At 69.0% G+C, this 17,867-nt stretch carries 10 protein-coding genes; all 10 read right to left on the bottom strand.

Features of this window, described 5'->3' with window-relative positions; translation table 11 throughout:
* Complete coding sequence (locus tag KT882_RS11340) at nucleotides 1-687, bottom strand: hypothetical protein (RefSeq protein ID WP_228895819.1); 687 nt, start codon at nucleotides 685-687, stop codon at nucleotides 1-3.
* 62 nt (nucleotides 688-749) lie between these two features.
* Nucleotides 750-1,283 carry an AAA family ATPase gene (locus tag KT882_RS11335; protein ID WP_161075231.1) on the bottom strand — a complete coding sequence of 178 codons (534 nt, stop codon included), beginning with the start codon at nucleotides 1,281-1,283 and terminating at the stop codon, nucleotides 750-752.
* Between the two features lie 10 nt (nucleotides 1,284-1,293).
* Complete coding sequence (gene pnuC, locus KT882_RS11330) at nucleotides 1,294-1,917, bottom strand: nicotinamide riboside transporter PnuC (protein ID WP_161075232.1); 624 nt, start codon at nucleotides 1,915-1,917, stop codon at nucleotides 1,294-1,296.
* A gap of 157 nt (nucleotides 1,918-2,074) precedes the next feature.
* Nucleotides 2,075-4,219: a S46 family peptidase gene (locus KT882_RS11325; RefSeq protein ID WP_161075233.1), complete on the bottom strand. Its 2,145-nt coding sequence runs from the start codon at nucleotides 4,217-4,219 to the stop codon at nucleotides 2,075-2,077.
* 64 nt (nucleotides 4,220-4,283) lie between these two features.
* Nucleotides 4,284-5,507, bottom strand: coding sequence for a PAS domain-containing sensor histidine kinase (locus KT882_RS11320; protein WP_228895817.1), 1,224 nt, complete (start codon nucleotides 5,505-5,507; stop codon nucleotides 4,284-4,286).
* Entirely contained in the window at nucleotides 5,504-8,074 is a 2,571-nt protein-coding gene (locus tag KT882_RS11315; protein WP_228895815.1) for a chemotaxis protein CheB, read from the bottom strand. The genes KT882_RS11320 and KT882_RS11315 overlap by 4 nt, the downstream gene beginning before the upstream one ends.
* Nucleotides 8,075-8,148: 74 nt before the next feature.
* Nucleotides 8,149-9,735 carry a TolC family protein gene (locus KT882_RS11310; RefSeq protein WP_228895813.1) on the bottom strand — a complete coding sequence of 529 codons (1,587 nt, stop codon included), beginning with the start codon at nucleotides 9,733-9,735 and terminating at the stop codon, nucleotides 8,149-8,151.
* On the bottom strand, nucleotides 9,732-12,959 hold the full coding sequence (locus KT882_RS11305; protein WP_267478647.1) for an efflux RND transporter permease subunit: 3,228 nt from the start codon (nucleotides 12,957-12,959) through the stop codon (nucleotides 9,732-9,734). Before KT882_RS11305 ends, KT882_RS11310 begins: the two co-directional genes overlap by 4 nt.
* The gene (locus tag KT882_RS11300) at nucleotides 12,956-16,108 is read right to left on the bottom strand and encodes an efflux RND transporter permease subunit (protein WP_161075668.1); all 3,153 of its coding nucleotides are present in this window, start codon (nucleotides 16,106-16,108) and stop codon (nucleotides 12,956-12,958) included. The genes KT882_RS11305 and KT882_RS11300 overlap by 4 nt, the downstream gene beginning before the upstream one ends.
* Entirely contained in the window at nucleotides 16,105-17,700 is a 1,596-nt protein-coding gene (locus KT882_RS11295; RefSeq protein WP_228895811.1) for an efflux RND transporter periplasmic adaptor subunit, read from the bottom strand. The genes KT882_RS11300 and KT882_RS11295 overlap by 4 nt, the downstream gene beginning before the upstream one ends.
* Between the last annotated feature and the right edge of the window lie 167 nt (nucleotides 17,701-17,867).

Genomic DNA, 17,867 nt, shown 5'->3' with positions numbered 1-17,867 from the left:
TCAGAAGATGTACTGCACCCGCATGGCGAAGCTTTTCGCCGTGCGGGCTGAATTCCGTCCCACCAGCCACGCGGCTTCGTATTTCAGCTCCTGGCCCGCGCCCAGTTCGCGCGACCCGAACAGCGCCGGCCCAAGCCGGTGCGAGCGCCGCTTCTCAGGCAGCCAGTCGTTCCACTTCCCCACTTCGCCAAAGCCCTGAATGCCGGGCTGCAGCCAGCTTTTCCAACGCTGCTTGACCTGCCACTGGTAGACCAGCTGCGTCTGTTCCGGCTCGCCGGTGCGGTAGTCGCGCTGCAGGAAGGCGTTGAAGTTGAACTGCGTGCGCCAGACTTCCGTTTGCAGCACCGGGCCTATCTCCACGCTGTAGCTGTGCGGGCTGGCGTTGCTGCGGCCCACGCTGGTGTGCAGCGCCAGGTCGAAGGCGTACTGGCCCTGCGTGAGCATGTAGTCGTTCTGCCATTCCAGTTCAGCCAGCCTGTCGCTGCGGCCGTGCAGCCGTATCCACACGGCGGACAACTCGGTGTACCAGCGCGACGTGACGCCGTAGCCGAAACCCAGTTCGGGCGACGACACGCTGGAACTGTGCTTGTAGTCGGCGTTCCAGTATTTGAAATCCACGGATTTCTGGCCTTCCACGTCATAGGTGGAGACCAGGTAGTAGCCGGTGCCGGCGCGGGCTTGCGGCAATGGCCCGGCAAGCAAGGCGGCGAGGAGTAGGAGGAGGAAGCGGGGGACGGTGGGCGCTCTTTTCATCCTGCCAATGTAGCAGGACTGCCCAGCAAACGCTCGACTTTCATCAAGCGTTGTTCAGGTGAGCCGCTCACCAGTGTGTACGGAATGCCACGCGCGGCCAGTTCCTCCAGCAGCAGCGCGCTGACAGGGCCGCTGGCGTCCTCCGGCTCGCGCATCAGGCCATCGGGCACCCAGGGCAGGTCCGGCGCGCACAGCAAGGTGACGTCGTAGCGGTGCGCCGCCGCCAGCGCCGCCAGTTCGGCGTCGATGCCGCCGAAATAGTGGCGGCTGTAGACCGCCGTCATCAGCGGCGTGGTGTCGCAGAACAGGAAGCGGCGCGCCTGCGGCATGGCGGCCTGCTCGCGCGCCACCTGGGTGCGGGCGATGTGGATCTGGTCGCTGGATACGGGCAGGCGGGCCTCGGTATCGACGAACTCGCGCAGGTACTCCGGCACCCAGATGGTGCGGTAGTGCTGCGCCAGGCGCGCCGCCAGCGTGGTCTTGCCGGACGACGCGGAGCCGACGATGGCCACGCGCAAGGGCTGCGTCATCGCCGCACCGTCACTTCAGCACCATGGCCCCGGCGGCGGCCCCGCCCTCGCCCATGGATTTTTTCCACGCCAGCAGGCCGACGGCGGCCATCGCCACGAACATGCCGTACAGGAGCGCGGTCAGCATCAGGCCCTTGTGCAGGTACAGGCCGACGTAGATCACATCGACCACGATCCACACATGCCAGTTCTCCAGCTTTTTGCGCGACAGCAGGAACTGGCCCACCAGGCTGCCGGCGGTCAGGAAAGCGTCCGTGCGCGGCACGTCGGTGTCGGTGTAGCGGTGCAGGAACCAGGCCAGTACGGCAAAGCCCACGGCCCAGCCGGCGGCGGCCAGCCACAGGCCGCGCCGCGTGGTGCGGGTGACGGGTAGCTGCTCGTGCGTAGCGTCGCCGTGCAGCCACTGATACCAGCCCCAGAACGACACCGTGATGAACACCGCCTGCAGCGCCATGTCGCCATACAGGCGCGCGCCGTAGAACACCACGCCGTAGGTGGCCGAGGACAGGATGGCGAACAGCCAGGCCCAGTGGTTCTGGCGGATATTGAGCAGCACCGTCGCAACGGAGAGCACGAAGGAGAGCAGTTCCAGTGGCGTGGTTGAAAAACCAAGCAGGTCGATGGCAGAGTTCATAGCGAGATCGGGCGGGGACGCCGGATTATGCACCCAATCGGCCGATAAGCCAACCATGGCCACGATGCGGCTTGCATATTGCCAAACCAAAAAAAGGGGTCAGGGTTAGTTCTCCCGCATGGGAAAACTAACCCTGACCCCTTTTTGGTTTACCGATTTATTTCTTCGGGTATTTGATGGTCATTTCTTTCAGCAGGTTGTCGGCGTGGTCGACTTCCTTCATGACCCACAGCATGTAGCGGATGTCCAGGTGGATGGCGCGCGTGATGGCGGTGTCGAAGTACCAGTCCTTGGTGATCGACTCATACGTGGAGTCGAAGTTCAGGCCGATCAGCTCGCCGCGCTTGTTCATCACGGCGGAACCGGAGTTGCCGCCGGTGGTGTCGGCGCTGCTCAGGAAGTTGACCGGCACCGTGCCCAGCACCGGGTCCTTGAACTGGCCGTAGCGCTTGGCTTTCACCGCTTCGATCAGATTGTCCGGGGCGATGAAGGGGTCTTTGCCGGTGTGCTTCTCGACGATGCCTTCGACCGTGGTGAACGGGCCCTTGGTCAGGCCGTCCTTGGGCGAGTAGGCCGACACGGTGCCGTAGGTGACGCGCAGCGTGGAGTTGGCGTCCGGGTAGACCGGCTTGCCCTGCGATTTCTTCCACGCGATCACGGCGGCCATGTATTGCGGCACCACGCGTTCCAGGTTGCCGTCCACTTCCATGCGGCGCTCTTCCAGCGACAGGCCCACGGCGTGCAGCTTGACGGCCAGCTTGAGGAAGGCGTCGTCGGACGCGGCGATAGCGGCGGCGTCCTTGTCCATCAGCGCCAGGCGCTCGGCGGTGGCGCCCAGCTTCGATTGCGCGTACAGCGCCGGCACGTCGGCCACCGCAGGCAGCAGCGCGTCCAGGCCTTGCGGATGGGACTTGGCGGCCAGCTTGGCGTAGCGCGCCAGGCCGTCGGTGTAGCGGGCCTGGTCCACCTTCAGCGTGAAGGACTGCTCCAGGCGGCTCAGGCGGGCCTTGATGGGGCTCACGTCGCGCTGCTGGTAGCCGGCCTTGCGCTCGGCGTCCGGCTTCTGCTTTTCCAGCGCCAGGCGGTGCAGCGTGCGGGCGCTTTTCAGCAGGTCGCTATTGGTGGCCACGTTCCAGGCGAATTCTTCGTCGGACAGGGCCATGTCGGCGGCAATGGCCGCGTCCAGCTCGGACAGCATGGCGGACGATACGCCCGGCTGCTTGGCGTACCAGGCGCGGAATTCGGCGTCCTGGCCGTCCTTGACGGCGGCCAGGTCCTTGCGCGCGAAGCCGTCCAGCAGGCCCAGCGTCTTTTTCATGCGGTTGTTGATGCTCTTGACCACGCTGGCGTAGCGCACCACGCCCGCTTCGTCGCCCTTGGTGGCGGCGGCGATGGTGTCCAGGTCGGACTGGTATTCGGCCGCCTGCAGCGGGTAGGCCGAATCGCGCGCGTTGCGGATTTCCACCGGCAGCTTGTAGCGGCTGGTGCGGCCGGGGTAGCCGGCCAGCAGGATGGGATCGCCGTTCTTCAGGCCTTCGGCGGAGACCACCAGGAAGTCCTTGGATTTGTACGGCACGTTGTCCGGCGACGGGTCCGCCGGGCGGCCGTCCTTGCCCACGTAGGCGCGCAGGAAGGAGTAGTCGCCGGTGTGGCGCGGCCATTCGTAGTTGTCGATGTCGCCGCCGTAGTTGCCGATCTTGTCGGACGGCGCGTAGACCAGGCGCACGTCGCGGATCTGCATCTGGCGGATGCGGTAGTACTCGGCGCCGCGGTGGAAGCTGGGCACCGAGCAGCGGTACATCTTGTCGGTTTCGCATTCGGCCACCAGGGCCTTGATGCGCTTCTGCGCTTCTTCGTGGCGGGCCTTGCCGCCCAGCTTGTCCAGGCCTTGCAGCACGCGGGCGCTGACGTTTTCCACCTTGTCGGTGATGTAGACCTGCAGGTTGGGGCCGCCCGGCAGTTCGGCGTCGCGGGTCTTGGCCAAGAAGCCGTTGGCGATGTAGTTGTGCTCCGGCGTGGAGTTGCGCTGGATGGCGCCGTATGCGCAGTGGTGGTTGGTGACCACCAGGCCGTCCGGCGAGACGAAGGACGCCGAGCAGCCGTCGGTCGAGACGATGGCGCTCATCGGGTGTTTGGACAAATCCGCCAGTTTTTCAGCCGGAATGGCGATGCCGATGCGTTTCAGCTCGGCTTTGAGCTGCGGCAGCTGGTGCGGCTGCCATTGGCCTTCGTCGGCGTGGGCAGGGCTGAAGGCGGCCAGCAAGGCGGCCGGCAGTGCTGAAAAGGCTAGCGTTTTGAACAAGATAATCCCCTAATATAGAAAGCTGCCGCAGTATAGACCGTGCGCATGCCGCTGAAAATGGTTTTTAGCTATTGCGGCCCGGCAGCCGCATGCTGACACGGCAGCCCTGCCCTGCACCGTAAACCACGTCCAGCGTGCCGCCGTGGGCGCGCAGGCGTTCGCCCACACCCAGCATGGCCAGGGCCTGGCGCTGGCGGCGCCCGGAGACCGGCACGCCACCGCCGCTGCCGGCGTCGCCGGCGCCGTCGTCGGTCAGCATCATCTGCACGCCGGAGCCGCCGCTGCGGCGCAGGCTGATGGCCACCGCGCTGGCGCCGCCGTCGCGCTGCACCGAGTCGAGCACCGCCTGCAACTGGCGGAACAGCATCAGGGACGCGCCGCCGTCCAGGCAATCGAACACCTGCTCGTCGGGCACGTCCAGCGTGCAAGCCAGGCCGCTGCGCTTGCGGAACTCGGCCAGCTGCCAGTCCATGGACGCTTGCAGGCCCAGTTCCAGCACGGCGGGGCGCAGCTGGTTCAGGATGGCGCGCACACTGCGCAAGGTGATGTCGATGGTTTCCAGCGCGGCGCCGGTGCGCTCGCGCAACGGGCCGGGGTGCGCCAGGCTGCGCTTGTTCAGCAGCACGGCGTCCAGGCGCAGCGCGAGCAGATTCTGCGCCACGTCGTCGTGCACGGCGCGCGCCATCTCCTGCCGTACCGTTTCCTCCAGGTTGGCTACATGCTCGCCCAGCAGGCGCAGTTGCGCATTGTCGCGTTCCAGCTCTGCGGTGCGTTCAGCCACCTCGGCCGCCACCTGGATGGACACCTGCGAGGCCACCGCCACGGCGCCCTGCGGCGCCAGCACGATGCAGCACAGGCCGGAAGCCGCGTCGAACCGGGCCTCGATGCGCACGGCGCCGGCGCCGGGAATGCCGTCGAACAGCTGCGACTCCATGCCGGCGCGTCCACTGCTGCCGAGCAGGATGGCGGCGAAAGCGCGCCAGCGCGGCTGCTGCTCGGGCGCCAGGTAGCGCTCGAAGGGCTGGCCCTTGAGCGCGGCCGCGCTTAGACCAAGCAGCGCGGCGCCGGCCTGGTTGGCGCTGACCACGCACCCGGCCTCGTCCAGCGCGTAGCTGCAGGCCGGCGACAGCTCGAACAGCTGCTGGTACAGCGCCTGCCCGGCCTGCGCCTGGTCGCTGCTTTCCTGCAGCGCCGTGAGCGCCTGCTGCTGCAGGTCCAGCTCGATCTTGCTGAGCTGGAGCGCCTGCCATTGGCGCAGCTGGTCGCTCGGGTGCTTGCCGCCACTCATGGACTGCCTCCGTCTGCGCCGTCGGCCAGGCTCAGCGCTCGCAACTGCGATTCAAGCTGCTTGGCGCCGGTGATGTTGATGAAGGTGAGCACCAGGCCGTCGATCACATTGTCCACCGTGCGGTAGGGCATGATGCGCACCGTGAACCAGCGCCCGTTGCGGGTGGGGATCTGCTTTTCGCTGAACACCAGCGTGCGCAGCACTTCCCCGGCGTCCTGCTCCAGTTCGGGGTAGACCAGGTCGCTGGCGATATCGCTCAGCGGGCGCTGCACGTCGCTGGCGATCAGCTTGTAGACTTGCGTGGCCTGCGTGGTGAAGCGGCGGATGTGCAGCACATTGTCGAGGAAGATGGTGGCGATGTCGGTGCTGTTGAGCAGGTTCTTCATGTCGCTGTTCACCAGCGACAGGTCGTCCACCTTCGACTGCAATTCGGCGTTGACGGTGTACAGCTCTTCGTTCAGCGACTGCATCTCCTCCTTCGAGGTGGTCAGCTCCTCGTTGGTGGATTGCAGCTCCTCGTTGGTCGATTGAAGTTCCTCGTTGGCCGAGCGCAGTTCTTCGCGCGAGGTTTGCATTTCGTCGCGCACGGCCTGGATTTCCAGGCGCGCCTGCGCCAGCTGCTGTTCCAGCTCGGTCACGCGCGGGCTGGCCAGACGGGTGCGGCGCGCGGCCTGGCGCGGCGCGCTGAGGAAAGTCACCAGCGCCATGCCCTCCAGCGCCTCGCCGTCGCGCAGTGCTTCGGCGCTCAGGTCCACCGACAGCTCCTGGCCGCTGGCGCTCTTCATCACCAGGCCGGGCAGCACCTGCGGCCCTTCCTCGGCCAGCGCGCGCTGCAGCAGATCGGCCAGCGGGTAGCGCAGGCCGTCGCGCGCCATGGCGTGGATATTCCAGTTGGCCTTGCCCGCCGCCGGCTCCAGGTAGGCGCCCGTGCGGCCGTGGATGTAAAGGATGTCGCCGTCGCGGTTGAGCAGGACGGCTGCCGGCGTGTGCTTTTTCAGCAGCAGCTGCTCAACCTGCGATTGAAGATTGCCGTTCATGGATGCAGACCTGGCTTCGTTGGGAATGGGCGCGACTGCCGCCACCCTGGTTGGGAAATAGTGTACCAGCCTCTGCGAGCCGGCATCGAGCCGCTGGTAGATGCGGCTGCCGCCGGGCAGCGGCGCGAACAGTTCGGTGAAATGGCCCGGCGTGTCGGCGCTGCCCAGCAGCAGCAGGCCGGCCGGCTTGAGCGCGTAGTGGAACAGCGGGATCAGGCGCTGCTGCAGCTTGGGGCTGAAGTAGATCAGCAGGTTGCGGCAGCTCAGCACGTCGAGCTTGGTGAACGGCGGATCGGAAATAATGTTCTGCTGCGCGAAGATGATCATATTGCGCAGCTCCTTGCGCACCCGGTAGCCGCGTTCGTCGGCCACGAAGAAGCGCTGCAGGCGCTCGGGCGACACGTCGGCCTCAATGCTGTGCGTAAACAGGCCTTCGCGGGCGCGGTCGATGGCGTCCGGATCAAGGTCGGTGGCGAAGATCTGCAGGCTGTACTTGGCGCGCGGGCTCACGTGCTCGATGGCTTCGCTGAACACCATGGCCAGCGAATACGCTTCCTCGCCGGTGGAACAGGCCGGCACCCAGGCCTTGAAGGCGGCGCCGTCCGGGTGCGCTTCAAGCAGCTGCGGCAGGGCCACGGCCTTGAGCTGCTCCCACACTTTCTGGTCGCGGAAGAAGTTGGTCACGCCGATCAGCATTTCCTTGAACAGCAGCTGGACCTCGCCCGGATTGTCCTGCAGCAGGGCGACATAGGCCTCCAGCGTGGGGCACTGGTGCAGCGCCATGCGGCGTTCGATGCGGCGCATCACCGTGTTCATCTTGTAATCGGCGAAATCGTTGCCGGTGCGGGTGAGCAGGTTTTGCAGCAGTTCGGCCAGCGCGTTGCGGCGCTGCGCGCCGGGCAGCACGTGCAGCACGTGCTGCGGCGGCTGCGCCAGGCGCTCCGCGATCAGGGCCGGCATGTCGCCGGCGCGGGCGACGATGTCGGCGCTGCCAGCGTCGATGGCGCTTTGCGGCATGGCGGCGAAGCGGGCCGACGCGGGCTGCTGGGCCAGCGTCATGCCGCCGCGCTCCTGGATGGCGCGCAGGCCGGCGGTGCCGTCGCTGCCCATGCCGGACAGCACCACGCCGGCAGCCAGGGAGCCGCATTCGGCAGCCAGCTGGTTCAGGAAATGGTCGATCGAGACGGATTGGGTGCGGGTTTGCGGACGTAGCGTCAGACGCAGCAAACCGTGCGCATAGCCCAGGTCGCGGTTGGGCGGGATCACGTAGACGTGGCCCGCTTCAAGCGGCATGCCGTCGGCCGCCTCCCGCACCGGCATGGCGGTCACGCGCTGCAGCAGTTCGGGCAGCATGCCAATTTGCAGCGGATCGAGGTGCTGCACCACCACGTAGGCGAACGGGCTGGCGGGCGGCACGGCTGCCAGCAGCTCGCAGATCGGCTCCAGTCCGCCGGCGGACGCGCCTATGCCCACCACGGGAATGGCTGGCCTGGATGCCGGCATGGGCTCGGTGGAATCGCGTTGGTTCATGGTGCGGGGCTTGGGCAAAGCGCTGATCTGGATTGCCGATTATACAAAGCGCCTTGCCCGAAAGCCAGCACGCGCTATTGCGCGTGCCAGCCGCCGCCCAGCGACTGGATCAGGGCCACGGCCGTGGTCTGGCGGTCGGCCTGGGCTTGCAGCAGCGCGCGGCGGGCGTTCAGGGCCGTGACCTGGGCCTGCACCACTTCGGTGTAGCCGACCTGGCCGGCGCGGTAGCGGTTGAGCATCTGCTGCTCGACCTGGTCGGCGGCGGCGGCGGCCGTGCGGCGGTGCACCTGCTGCTGTTCCAGCGCGCGGCTGGCGGCCAGCTGGTCCTCGACGTCGGCGAAGGCGGACAGCACGGTCTGGCGGTAGCGCGCGATGGCGGCGTCGCGCGAGGCCTCGGCGCCGGCCACGCGGGCCTTGATGGCGCCGGCGTCGAAGATGGTCTGGGCCGCGGACAGGCCCAGCGACCACAGGCTGTTGGAGGCGTTGAACAGGCCGGAGGCGGCGCTGGCGCCGAAGCCGTAGGAGGCGCTCAGGTTCAGGTTGGGGAAGTAGGCGGCGCGGGCGATGCCGATCTGCTCGTTGGCGGCGGCCACGCGGCGCTCGGCGGCGGCGATGTCCGGGCGGCGCTGCAGCAGCACCGAGGGCAGCACCAGCGGCACGGCGGGCACCACCGCCCCGCCCCACGCTGCCGGCTCTGCGCCCGGCCCGACAGCCAGCAGCGGCGGCGCCATCACGATGCGCCCGGAACCGTCCGGCTGCTGCGAAGCCGCGTTGCCGGCTGGCGCGGCAGCGCTGCCCGGCACGCCGGTGGCGGTGGCGGTGGCGGTGGCGGTGGCCGCGCCGGCGGCAGGCAGCGCGAGGCTGGCCGCTTGCGGCAGCGGCGCCAGCGAGAACTCGGCGGGCGCTTTGCCCAGCAGGACGGCGATGGCGTGCTCCAGCTGGGCGCGCTGGCGGGTGATGCTGATCAGGTCTATGCGGGCGTTGGCCAGCTGGGTTTCGGCCTGCAGCACGTCGGACTTGGCGGCGATGGCGGCGCCGAAGCGGTTTTGCGTGATCTGCAGCACGCGCTCGTAGCCCTGCACGGTCGCTTGCAGCAGCGCTTTCTGGGCGTCCGCCTGGCGCAGCGCGAAATAGTTGGCGGCCAGTTCGCCCTGCGCGGACAGGCGCGCGGCGGCCAGCTCGGCCGCGCTGGCGGCGGCGCTGGCGCTGGCGGCCGTGCTGGCGGCGCCGAGGCGGCCCCAGATGTCCGGCTCCCAGCTGCCGCCCAGGTTCACGCGGTAGGCGCTGGCGGTGCGGGTATTGCCGCCCCCGCCGCTGCGGTTGGCGCTGCCGTTCAGGTCCACTTGCGGGAACAGCTGCGCGCGCTGCTCGGACACCAGCGCGCGCGCCTGCGCATACGACGCGGCGGCGGCGGCCACGTTCTGGTTGGAGACCTCGATGGACGCGGCCAGCTCGTTGAGCACCGGGTCGCCGAACAGCGTCCACCACGGGCCGCGTTCGAGCGCGTCGGCCGGCGCGGCGGGCGCCCAGCCGTCGGCTTCCTTGAAAGCGGCCGTTTGCGGCGTGGCGGGCACTTCGTATTTCGGGCCGGCAGCGCAGCCGGCCAGGGCGGATGCCGCCAGCAATGCCAACGAAACGGGGGTAAGAGTGTGCTTGTTCATGGCGTGCTCGGTTCGGCAGTTGCCTGCCTGCTCAATTGGAGTTCGGACGCGCTGCGGCTGCGCAGCTTGTCCATCAGGATGTAGACGACCGGCGTGGTCAGCAGCGTCAGCAGCTGGCTGGCGATCAGGCCGCCGATAATGGCGATGCCCAGCGGCTGGCGCAGCTCGGACCCTTCGCCGAAGCCTATCGCCAGCGGCAAGGCGCCCAGCGCGGCGGCCAGGGTGGTCATGAGGATGGGGCGGAAGCGCAGCAAACAGGCTTCGCGCACCGCCACCACCGCCGTCAGCCCGCGCGCGCGCTCGGCCTCCAGCGCGAAGTCGATGATGAGGATGGCGTTCTTCTTGACGATGCCGATCAGCAGGAACACGCCGATCAGCGCGATGATGGAGAACTCCATCTTGAACATCAGCAGCGCCAGCACGGCGCCCACGCCGGCCGAGGGCAAGGTGGACAGCACGGTGACCGGATGCACCAGGCTTTCATACAGGATGCCCAGCACGATGTAGATCACCACGATGGCCGCCAGTATCAGCAAGGGCTGCTGCTTGTTGCTGTCGTCGGCCGCCTTGGCCGTGCCCTGGAAGCTGCCGCGCACGTTGTTGGGCATGGCGATGTCGGCCTCGGCCTGCTTGACGGCGGCCTGGCCGTCGCTCAGGCTGGCGCCGTCGGCCAGGTTGAAGGACACCGTGGTGGCCAGCTCGCCGTCCTGGTGGTTGACGGAGGTGGGCGTGGCGCTTTCGGCAAAGCTGGCGATGGCCGTCAGCGGCGCCATGGCGGCCACCGAGGTGCTCAGCGCCGCGCCGGTGGAGGCGTCGCGCGCGGCGGCCACGTTATTGCTGCCGCCGCCCGTGCCCTTGGCCGACACGTACACGTCCTTCAGCGCCTCCGGGCTTTTCGCGTATTCCGGCGCCACTTCCATCACCACCTTGTACTGATTCAGCTCGTCGTAGATGGTGGCGACCTGGCGCTGGCCGAAGGCGTTGTAGAGCGCATTGTCCACGTCGCGCACGCCGATGCCCATGCGGGTGATGGTTTCCTTGTCGATGGTGACGAAGGTCTCCACGCCGTTTTCGGCCTGGTCGGTGTCCACGTCGGTCAGCTCCGGCTGCTGCTTCATGGCGTCGGCCAGCTTGCTGGCCCAGGCCTTCAGGTCGGCGCGGTTGTCGCTTTTCAGCGTGTACTGGTAGGTCGAGTTGCTGGAGCGGCCGCCCATGCGCAGGTCCTGCACCGGGTTCAGGAACAGCGACACGCCGGTGACCTTGGCCAGCTGCGGGCGCAGGCGCGCAATCACGGCCTGGCCCGAGTCGCTGCGCTCGGCGGCCGGCTTCAGGTTGATGAACATGAAGCCGCCGCCGGCGCGCCCGCCGCCGGTGAAGCCGACCACGGTGGCCACCGCCGGATCGTTCTTGATGATGTTCACCAGCTGGCGCAGCTTGCCCTGCATGGCCTGGAAGGAAATCGACTGGTCGGCGCGCATGCCGCCGTTGATCTGGCCGGTGTCCTGCTGCGGGAAGAAGCCCTTGGGCGCGGCCGAGAACAGGTAGACGTTCAGGCCGATGACGAACACCAGGATGGCCATCACCAGCCAGACGCTGTGCAGCGCCCAGTCCAGCGCGTGCTGGTAGACGTTCAGCGTGGCCTGGAAGGCGCGCTCGAACTGGCGCGCCACCCAGCCTTCGGGCTTGCCGTGCTGGCCGGGCTTGAGCAGCCAGGCGCACATCATGGGCGTGGTGGTGAGCGAGATGAGCAGCGAGATCATGACCGCCACCGACAGCGTGACGGCGAACTCGCGGAACAAGCGCCCCACCTGGCCGCCCATGAACAGCAGCGGGATGAACACGGCCACCAGCGACAGGCTGATGGACAGCACCGTGAAGCCCACTTCGCGCGCGCCCAGCAGCGCGGCCTGGAAGCGCTCCATGCCGGACTCGATGTGGCGCGCGGTGTTCTCCAGCACCACGATGGCGTCGTCGACCACGAAGCCGGTGGCCACGGTCAGCGCCATCAGGCTCAGGTTGTTCAGGCTGAAGCCCATCAGGTACATCGCGCCGAAGGTGCCCAGCAGCGAGACGATGGTGGCCACCGCCGGGATGATGGTGGCGCGCGCGCTGCGCAGGAAGGCGCTCACCACCAGCACCACCAGCACGATGGAGATGATCAGCGTGAGCTCGATCTCGTGCAGCGAGGAGCGGATGGAGTTGGTGCTGTCCGAGGCCACCTGCAGCTTGACGTCCGGCGGCAGCTGCGCCTGCAGCTGCGGGATCAGGGCGCGCACGCCGTCCACGGTCTCGATCACGTTGGCGCCGGGCTGGCGCGTGACGAGCACGATGACGGCCGGGTCGCCGTTGAACAGGCCCAGCGTGTTCTTGTTCTCCGCGCCGTCCTCCACGGTGGCGATGTCGCGCAGGCGGATGGCCGAGCCGTCGCGCCAGGCCACCACCAGGTCGCGGTAGTCGACCGCGCTGGGGCGGGCTTTCGGCGCGTCCGCGCCGCCCTGGCCCGGCACCACGCCGCTGTTGCGCATGGGCGCCGAGTAGATCTGCAGGCGGCGCTCGTCGCCCTCCAGCGCGCCCTTGGGGCGGTTGGCGTTGGAGGCCTGGATGGCGGCGCGCACGTCCTCCATCGACACGCCGTAGCGGTTCACCGCGTAGGGCAGCAGTTCGACGCGCACGGCCGGCAGCGAGCCGCCGCCGATCTCCACGTCGCCCACGCCCTTCACCTGCGCCAGCTTCTGCTGCACGATGTTGGACACGGCCTCGTAGATCTGGCCCGGCTTGCGGGTGGGCGAGGTCAGCGCCAGGATGATGACGGGCGCGTCGGACGGGTTGGCCTTGCGGTAGGTGGGATTGCTGCGCAGCGTGGCCGGCAGGTCGGCGCGCGAGGCGTTGATGGCGGCCTGCACTTCGCGCGCGGCCGCGTCGATCTTGCGGTTCAGGTCGAACTGCAGGCTGATGCGGGTGGAGCCGCTGCCCGAGGACGAGGTCATCTCGTTGACGCCGGCGATCACGCCCAGGCGCCGCTCCAGCGGCGTGGCCACGCTGGAGGCCATGATGTCCGGGCTGGCGCCGGGCAGGCTGGCGCTGACCGAGATCGACGGGTAGTCGACCTGCGGCAGCGGCGAGACCGGCAGCACGAAGAAGGCGCCGATGCCCGCCAGCGCCAGGCCCATGGTCAGCAGGACGGTGGCGATGGGGCGCCGGACGAAGGGTTCCGACAGGTTCACGGCTGCGCTCCCGGCGGCACGGAGCCAGGAACCGGCGCCGAATCCGGGGCGGCGGCGCCCTGCCCGCCGCCGCTGCGGCCGCGCCAGCGGCGCGCCAGGCTGTCGAAGCCCAGGTAGATCACCGGCGTGGTGTACAGGGTCAGCACCTGGCTGACGATCAGGCCGCCGAAGATGGACAGGCCGAGCGGCCGGCGCAGCTCGGCGCCCTCGCCGAAGCCCAGCATCAGCGGCACGGCGGCGAACAGCGCGGCCAGCGTGGTCATCAGGATCGGGCGGAAGCGCAGCAGCGCGGCCTGGTGGATGGCGTCGCGCGGCGGCATGCCCTGGTCCCTTTCGGCCTCGATGGCGAAGTCGATCATCATGATGGCGTTCTTCTTGACGATGCCGATCAGCAGGATGATGCCGATGATGCCGATCACGCCCAGGTCCTGGCCGCTGACCATCAGCGCCAGCAAGGCGCCCACGCCGGCCGAGGGCAAGGTGGACAGGATGGTGAGCGGGTGGATATAGCTTTCATACAGCACGCCGAGCACGATGTAGACGCAGATCACGGCGGCCAGGATCAGCCACAGCTGGTTCGACAGCGAGGCCTGGTAGGCGCCGGCCGCGCCCAGGAAGGTCATGGACACCGCCGGCGGCAGCTGGATCTCCTCGGCGGCGGCGCGCACCGCCTCCACCGAGCGGCCCAGCGAGACGCCGGGCGCGGTGTCGAAGCCCAGCGTGGTGGCCGGGTACTGCGCCACGTGGGTCAGCTGCAGCGGCGCCGGGCGCTCGGTGATGCTGGCCACGGCCGACAGCGGCGTGGGCTTGCCGGAGCTGGTCTTCAGGTGCAGATTGCCGAGCGACTCGGGCGTGGTCAGCGTGCCCGGCTGCGCCTCCAGGATCACGCGGTACTGGTTGGTCTCGGTGAAGATGGTGGAGACGATGCGCTGGCCGAAGGCGCTGTAGAGCGCGTCGTCGATGGCGGCGGCGGTCACGCCCAGGCGCGAGGCGCTGTCGCGGTCTATGCTGACCTGGGCCGCCACGCCGGTGGCGCCGGCGTCCGACACCACGTTGCGCAGCTGCTCGTGCTTCTGCATCTGCGCGGCCAGCTTGCCGGCCCATTCGGTGACGGTGGCCGTGTCGGCGCCCTCGAGCGAGACCCGGTACTGCGTGGGGCCGGATTCGGCGTCGATGGTCAGGTCCTGCGTGGGCTGCAAATAGATGGTCACGCCGGCCACGTCGGCCACGCGGCGGCGCAGGCGCTCCATGATGGCGTCCTGGTGGCCGCGCTTGTCCTTCAGGTTGATCAGCATGCGGCCGGTGTGCAGCATGGTGTTGTTGGCCGCGTCCACGCCCACCAGGGAGCTGAGCGTGTCCACGTCCGGGTCCTCCATGATGGCGCGCGCGGCGGCCTGCTGCAGCTCGGCCATGCGGCTGTAGGACACCGCCTGCGCGGTCTCGATGCGGGCCTGCAGCTGGCCGGTGTCCTGGGTCGGGAACAGGCCCTTGGGAATGAGCACGTACAGCAGCACGGTCAGGCCCAGCGTGGCCAGCGCCACCAGCAGGGTCAGGCCCTGGCGCCGCAGCACCCATTGCAGCGAGCTGTCGTAGTGGCCGATCACCTTGTCGAAGAAGCGCTGCACGCGGGCGCCGAAGGAGCGCGGGTCGTCGTCCTTGTGGCTGGTGAGCCAGCGCGCCGACATCATGGGCACCAGCGTGAGCGAGACCACGGCGGAGATCAGGATGGTGATGGCCAGCGTGACGGCGAACTCGCGGAACAGCCGGCCCACCACGTCGCCCATGAACAGCAGCGGGATCAGCACGGCGATCAGCGACACCGTCAGCGAGATGATGGTGAAGCCGATCTGGGTGGCGCCCTTGAGCGCGGCGGCCATCGGCGTTTCGCCCTCCTCGATGTAGCGGGCGATGTTCTCGATCATGACGATGGCGTCGTCGACCACGAAGCCGGTGGCGATGGTGAGCGACATCAGGCTCAGGTTGTTCAGGCTGTAGCCCAGCAAATACATGACGCCGAAGGTGCCCACCAGCGAGATCGGCACGGCCAGGCTGGCGATGACGGTGGCGCGCACGCTGTGCAGGAAGAAGAAGATCACCAGCACCACCAGCAGCACGGCCAGCACCAGCTCGAATTCGACGTGCTTGACGGAGGCGCGGATGCCGGTGGTGCGGTCGCTCAGCACGTCGACCCGCAGCGCGCCGGGCAGGCCGGCCTGCAGCTCGGGCAGGCGCTCCTTGATGGCGTCCACGGTGGCGATGACGTTGGCGCCGGGCTGGCGCTGCACGTTGAGGATGATGGCGGGGACCAGCGCGCCTTGCCGGCCGGACCAGGCGCCCAGCTTGACGTTCTCCGCGCTGTCGACCACGCGCGCCACCTCGGACAGGCGCACCGGGGCGCCGTTGCGGTAGGCCACGATCAGGCTTTTGTAGTCCTGCGCCGTGAGCAGCTGGTCGTTGGCGTTGATGGTGAAGGAGCGCGTGGGGCCGTCGAAGCTGCCCTTGGCGCTGTTGGCGTTGGCCGCGCTGATGGCGCTGCGCAGCGTGTCCAGGCCCAGGCCGTAGGACGACAGCGCCTGCGTGTCGGCCTGGATGCGCACGGCCGGGCGCTGGCCGCCGCTCAGGCTGACCAGGCCCACGCCGGAGACCTGGCTGATCTTCAGCGCCAGGCGGGTGTTGACGATGTTCTGCACTTCCGTCAGCGGCATGGTGTCGGAGGTGATGGCCAGCGTCAGCACGGGGGCGTCGGCCGGGTTGACCTTGGCGTACACGGGCGGCGCCGGCAGGTCGGTGGGCAGCAGCGAGCCGCCGGCGTTGATGGCGGCCTGCACTTCCTGCTCGGCCACGTCCAGGGTCTGGCCCAGGCCGAACTGCAGCGTGATGATGGACACGCCGGCGGCGCTGGTGGAGCTCATGCGCTGCAGGCCGGACATCTGGCCGAACTGGCGCTCCAGCGGGGCGGTGACGGTCTGGCCCATCACTTCCGGGCTGGCGCCGGGGTATAGCGTCTGCACCTGGATGGTGGGGAAGTCGACCTGCGGCAGCGCCGACAGGGGCAGGAACTTGAAGCCGACCAGGCCGGCCAGCACGATGGCCAGCATCAGCAGCGAGGTCGCTACCGGGCGCTGGATAAAGGGACGCGACGGACTCATGGCGCGGACTTCGGCGCCGGTGCGGCTGGGGTGGCCGATGCGGGCGGCACCGGCGCCACGCCGGCGGCGGACCAGTCGCGGCGGCGGTGTTCGCCCGAGGCGGCGCGTTCGGCGCCGGCCGGACGGCCTGCATCGGCGCCGGCGGACGGACCGGAGGCGCGGCCGGGGGCTGGGCCGGAGGCCGGAGCGGAGGCCGGCGCGGAAGCGGGGCCGGATGCCGCGCCGGAGGCCGCGCCGGCGCCTTGGCCGCCCTGCCCGCCGCCCTGGCCGCCGTGGCCGCCGCCCTGCCCGTCGCGCTTGCCGCGCTTGCCGCCGCCGCCCGCGCCGCCGCCCGGCTTGTCGCCCGGCAGCGTGACCTTGGCGCCGTCCTTCAGGCGGTCCGCGCCTTCGGTGATGACCTGCTCGCCCGCCTTCAGGCCGCTGCGGATTTCCACCTTGTCCACCGTGGCCTGGCCGCGCGCGACCGGGCGCGTGCTGACGGTCTTGTCGCCGTTCAGCACATAGACGAAGTCGCCCTTGCTGCCGTGGCGCAGCGCCGTGACCGGCACCATGACGGCGTCCTTGATGGTGCGCAGCTCCAGGCGCACATTGACGAACTGGCTGGGGAACAGCGCGTTGTGGCTGTTGGCGAAGCGCGCCTTGGCCTTGATGGTGCCGGTCTGGGTGTCGACCTGATTGTCCAGCGCCGAGAAGCGGCCGCTGTCGAGCGTGACGGCGCGGGTGCGGTCGAGCGCAATGGCCGGCAGCGGCGCGCCGGCGTTGACGCCTTCCATCACCAGCGGCCCCTGGTCCTGCGGCACGGCGAATTCCACGTCGATCGGCGAGAGCTGGGTGATGACGGCGATGCCGGCCGCGTCGCCCGAGCCGACCAGGTTGCCCACGTCGACCACGCGCAGGCCGACCCGCCCGCTGATGGGCGCGACCACCTTGGTGTAGCCCAGGTTCAGGCGCGCCGTGCCCTCGTTGGCGCGGTCGGTCATGACGGTGCCTTCCAGCTGCTTGACCTGCGCGGCCTGGGTGTCGACGTCCTGGCGCGCGATGGAGTCCTGCGCCAGCAGGGTGCGGTAGCGTTCCAGCGTCAGCCTGGCGTTGTCCAGCTGGGCCTCGTCGCGCTGGCGCTGGCCGCTGGCCTGCATCAGCGCCAGTTCGAACTGGCGCGGGTCGATCTGGGCCAGCACCTGGCCGGCCTTGACCATCTGGCCCTCCTTGAACAGCACTTTCTGCAGGATGCCGGACACTTGCGGGCGCACCGTGGTGGTGGCCGCCGCCGTGACGGTGCCCAGCGCGTCGAGCACGATGGGCAGGTCGGCCGTTTCGGCCGTGGCCACGCCCACCGTGGTCGAGGCGCCGCCGCGCCGGCCGCCGCCTCCGCCGCCCGGGCCACCGCCGCCCCCCGGGCCGCCTGGGCCGGGCGCCGCGCCGGGACCGCCGGGGCCGCCCTGGCCCGCTGCGGGATGGGTCAGGTGCCAGGCCAGGCCGCCCAGGCCGGCCATGGCTGCCACGGCCAGCACGCCGCCTATCACTTGCGCGCGGCGGCTGCGTTTAGGAATGCCCGGAGTGTTGCTGGTGGTCGGTGATGCTGGCGATTTCATCGCTGTTGTCCTTGTTTTTTGGCGCGGCGCGCCCAGTACGCGCCATAGATGAAACGACTCTAGCACACTGCCATTTGGGCAAAATGTCGAATTGAAACAAATCGCCGCCCCGCGGCGGGCTTGCAACGGGCAAGGCGCCGGGACGCGGGCCAGAGCGCCTGCAACGG

Source organism: Pseudoduganella aquatica (assembly GCF_020865585.1).
In the GTDB taxonomy this organism is placed as follows: domain Bacteria; phylum Pseudomonadota; class Gammaproteobacteria; order Burkholderiales; family Burkholderiaceae_D; genus Rugamonas; species Rugamonas aquatica_A.
Note: the sequence above shows the minus strand (reverse complement) of the source record. Positions and strands in the feature narration are given on the sequence as shown.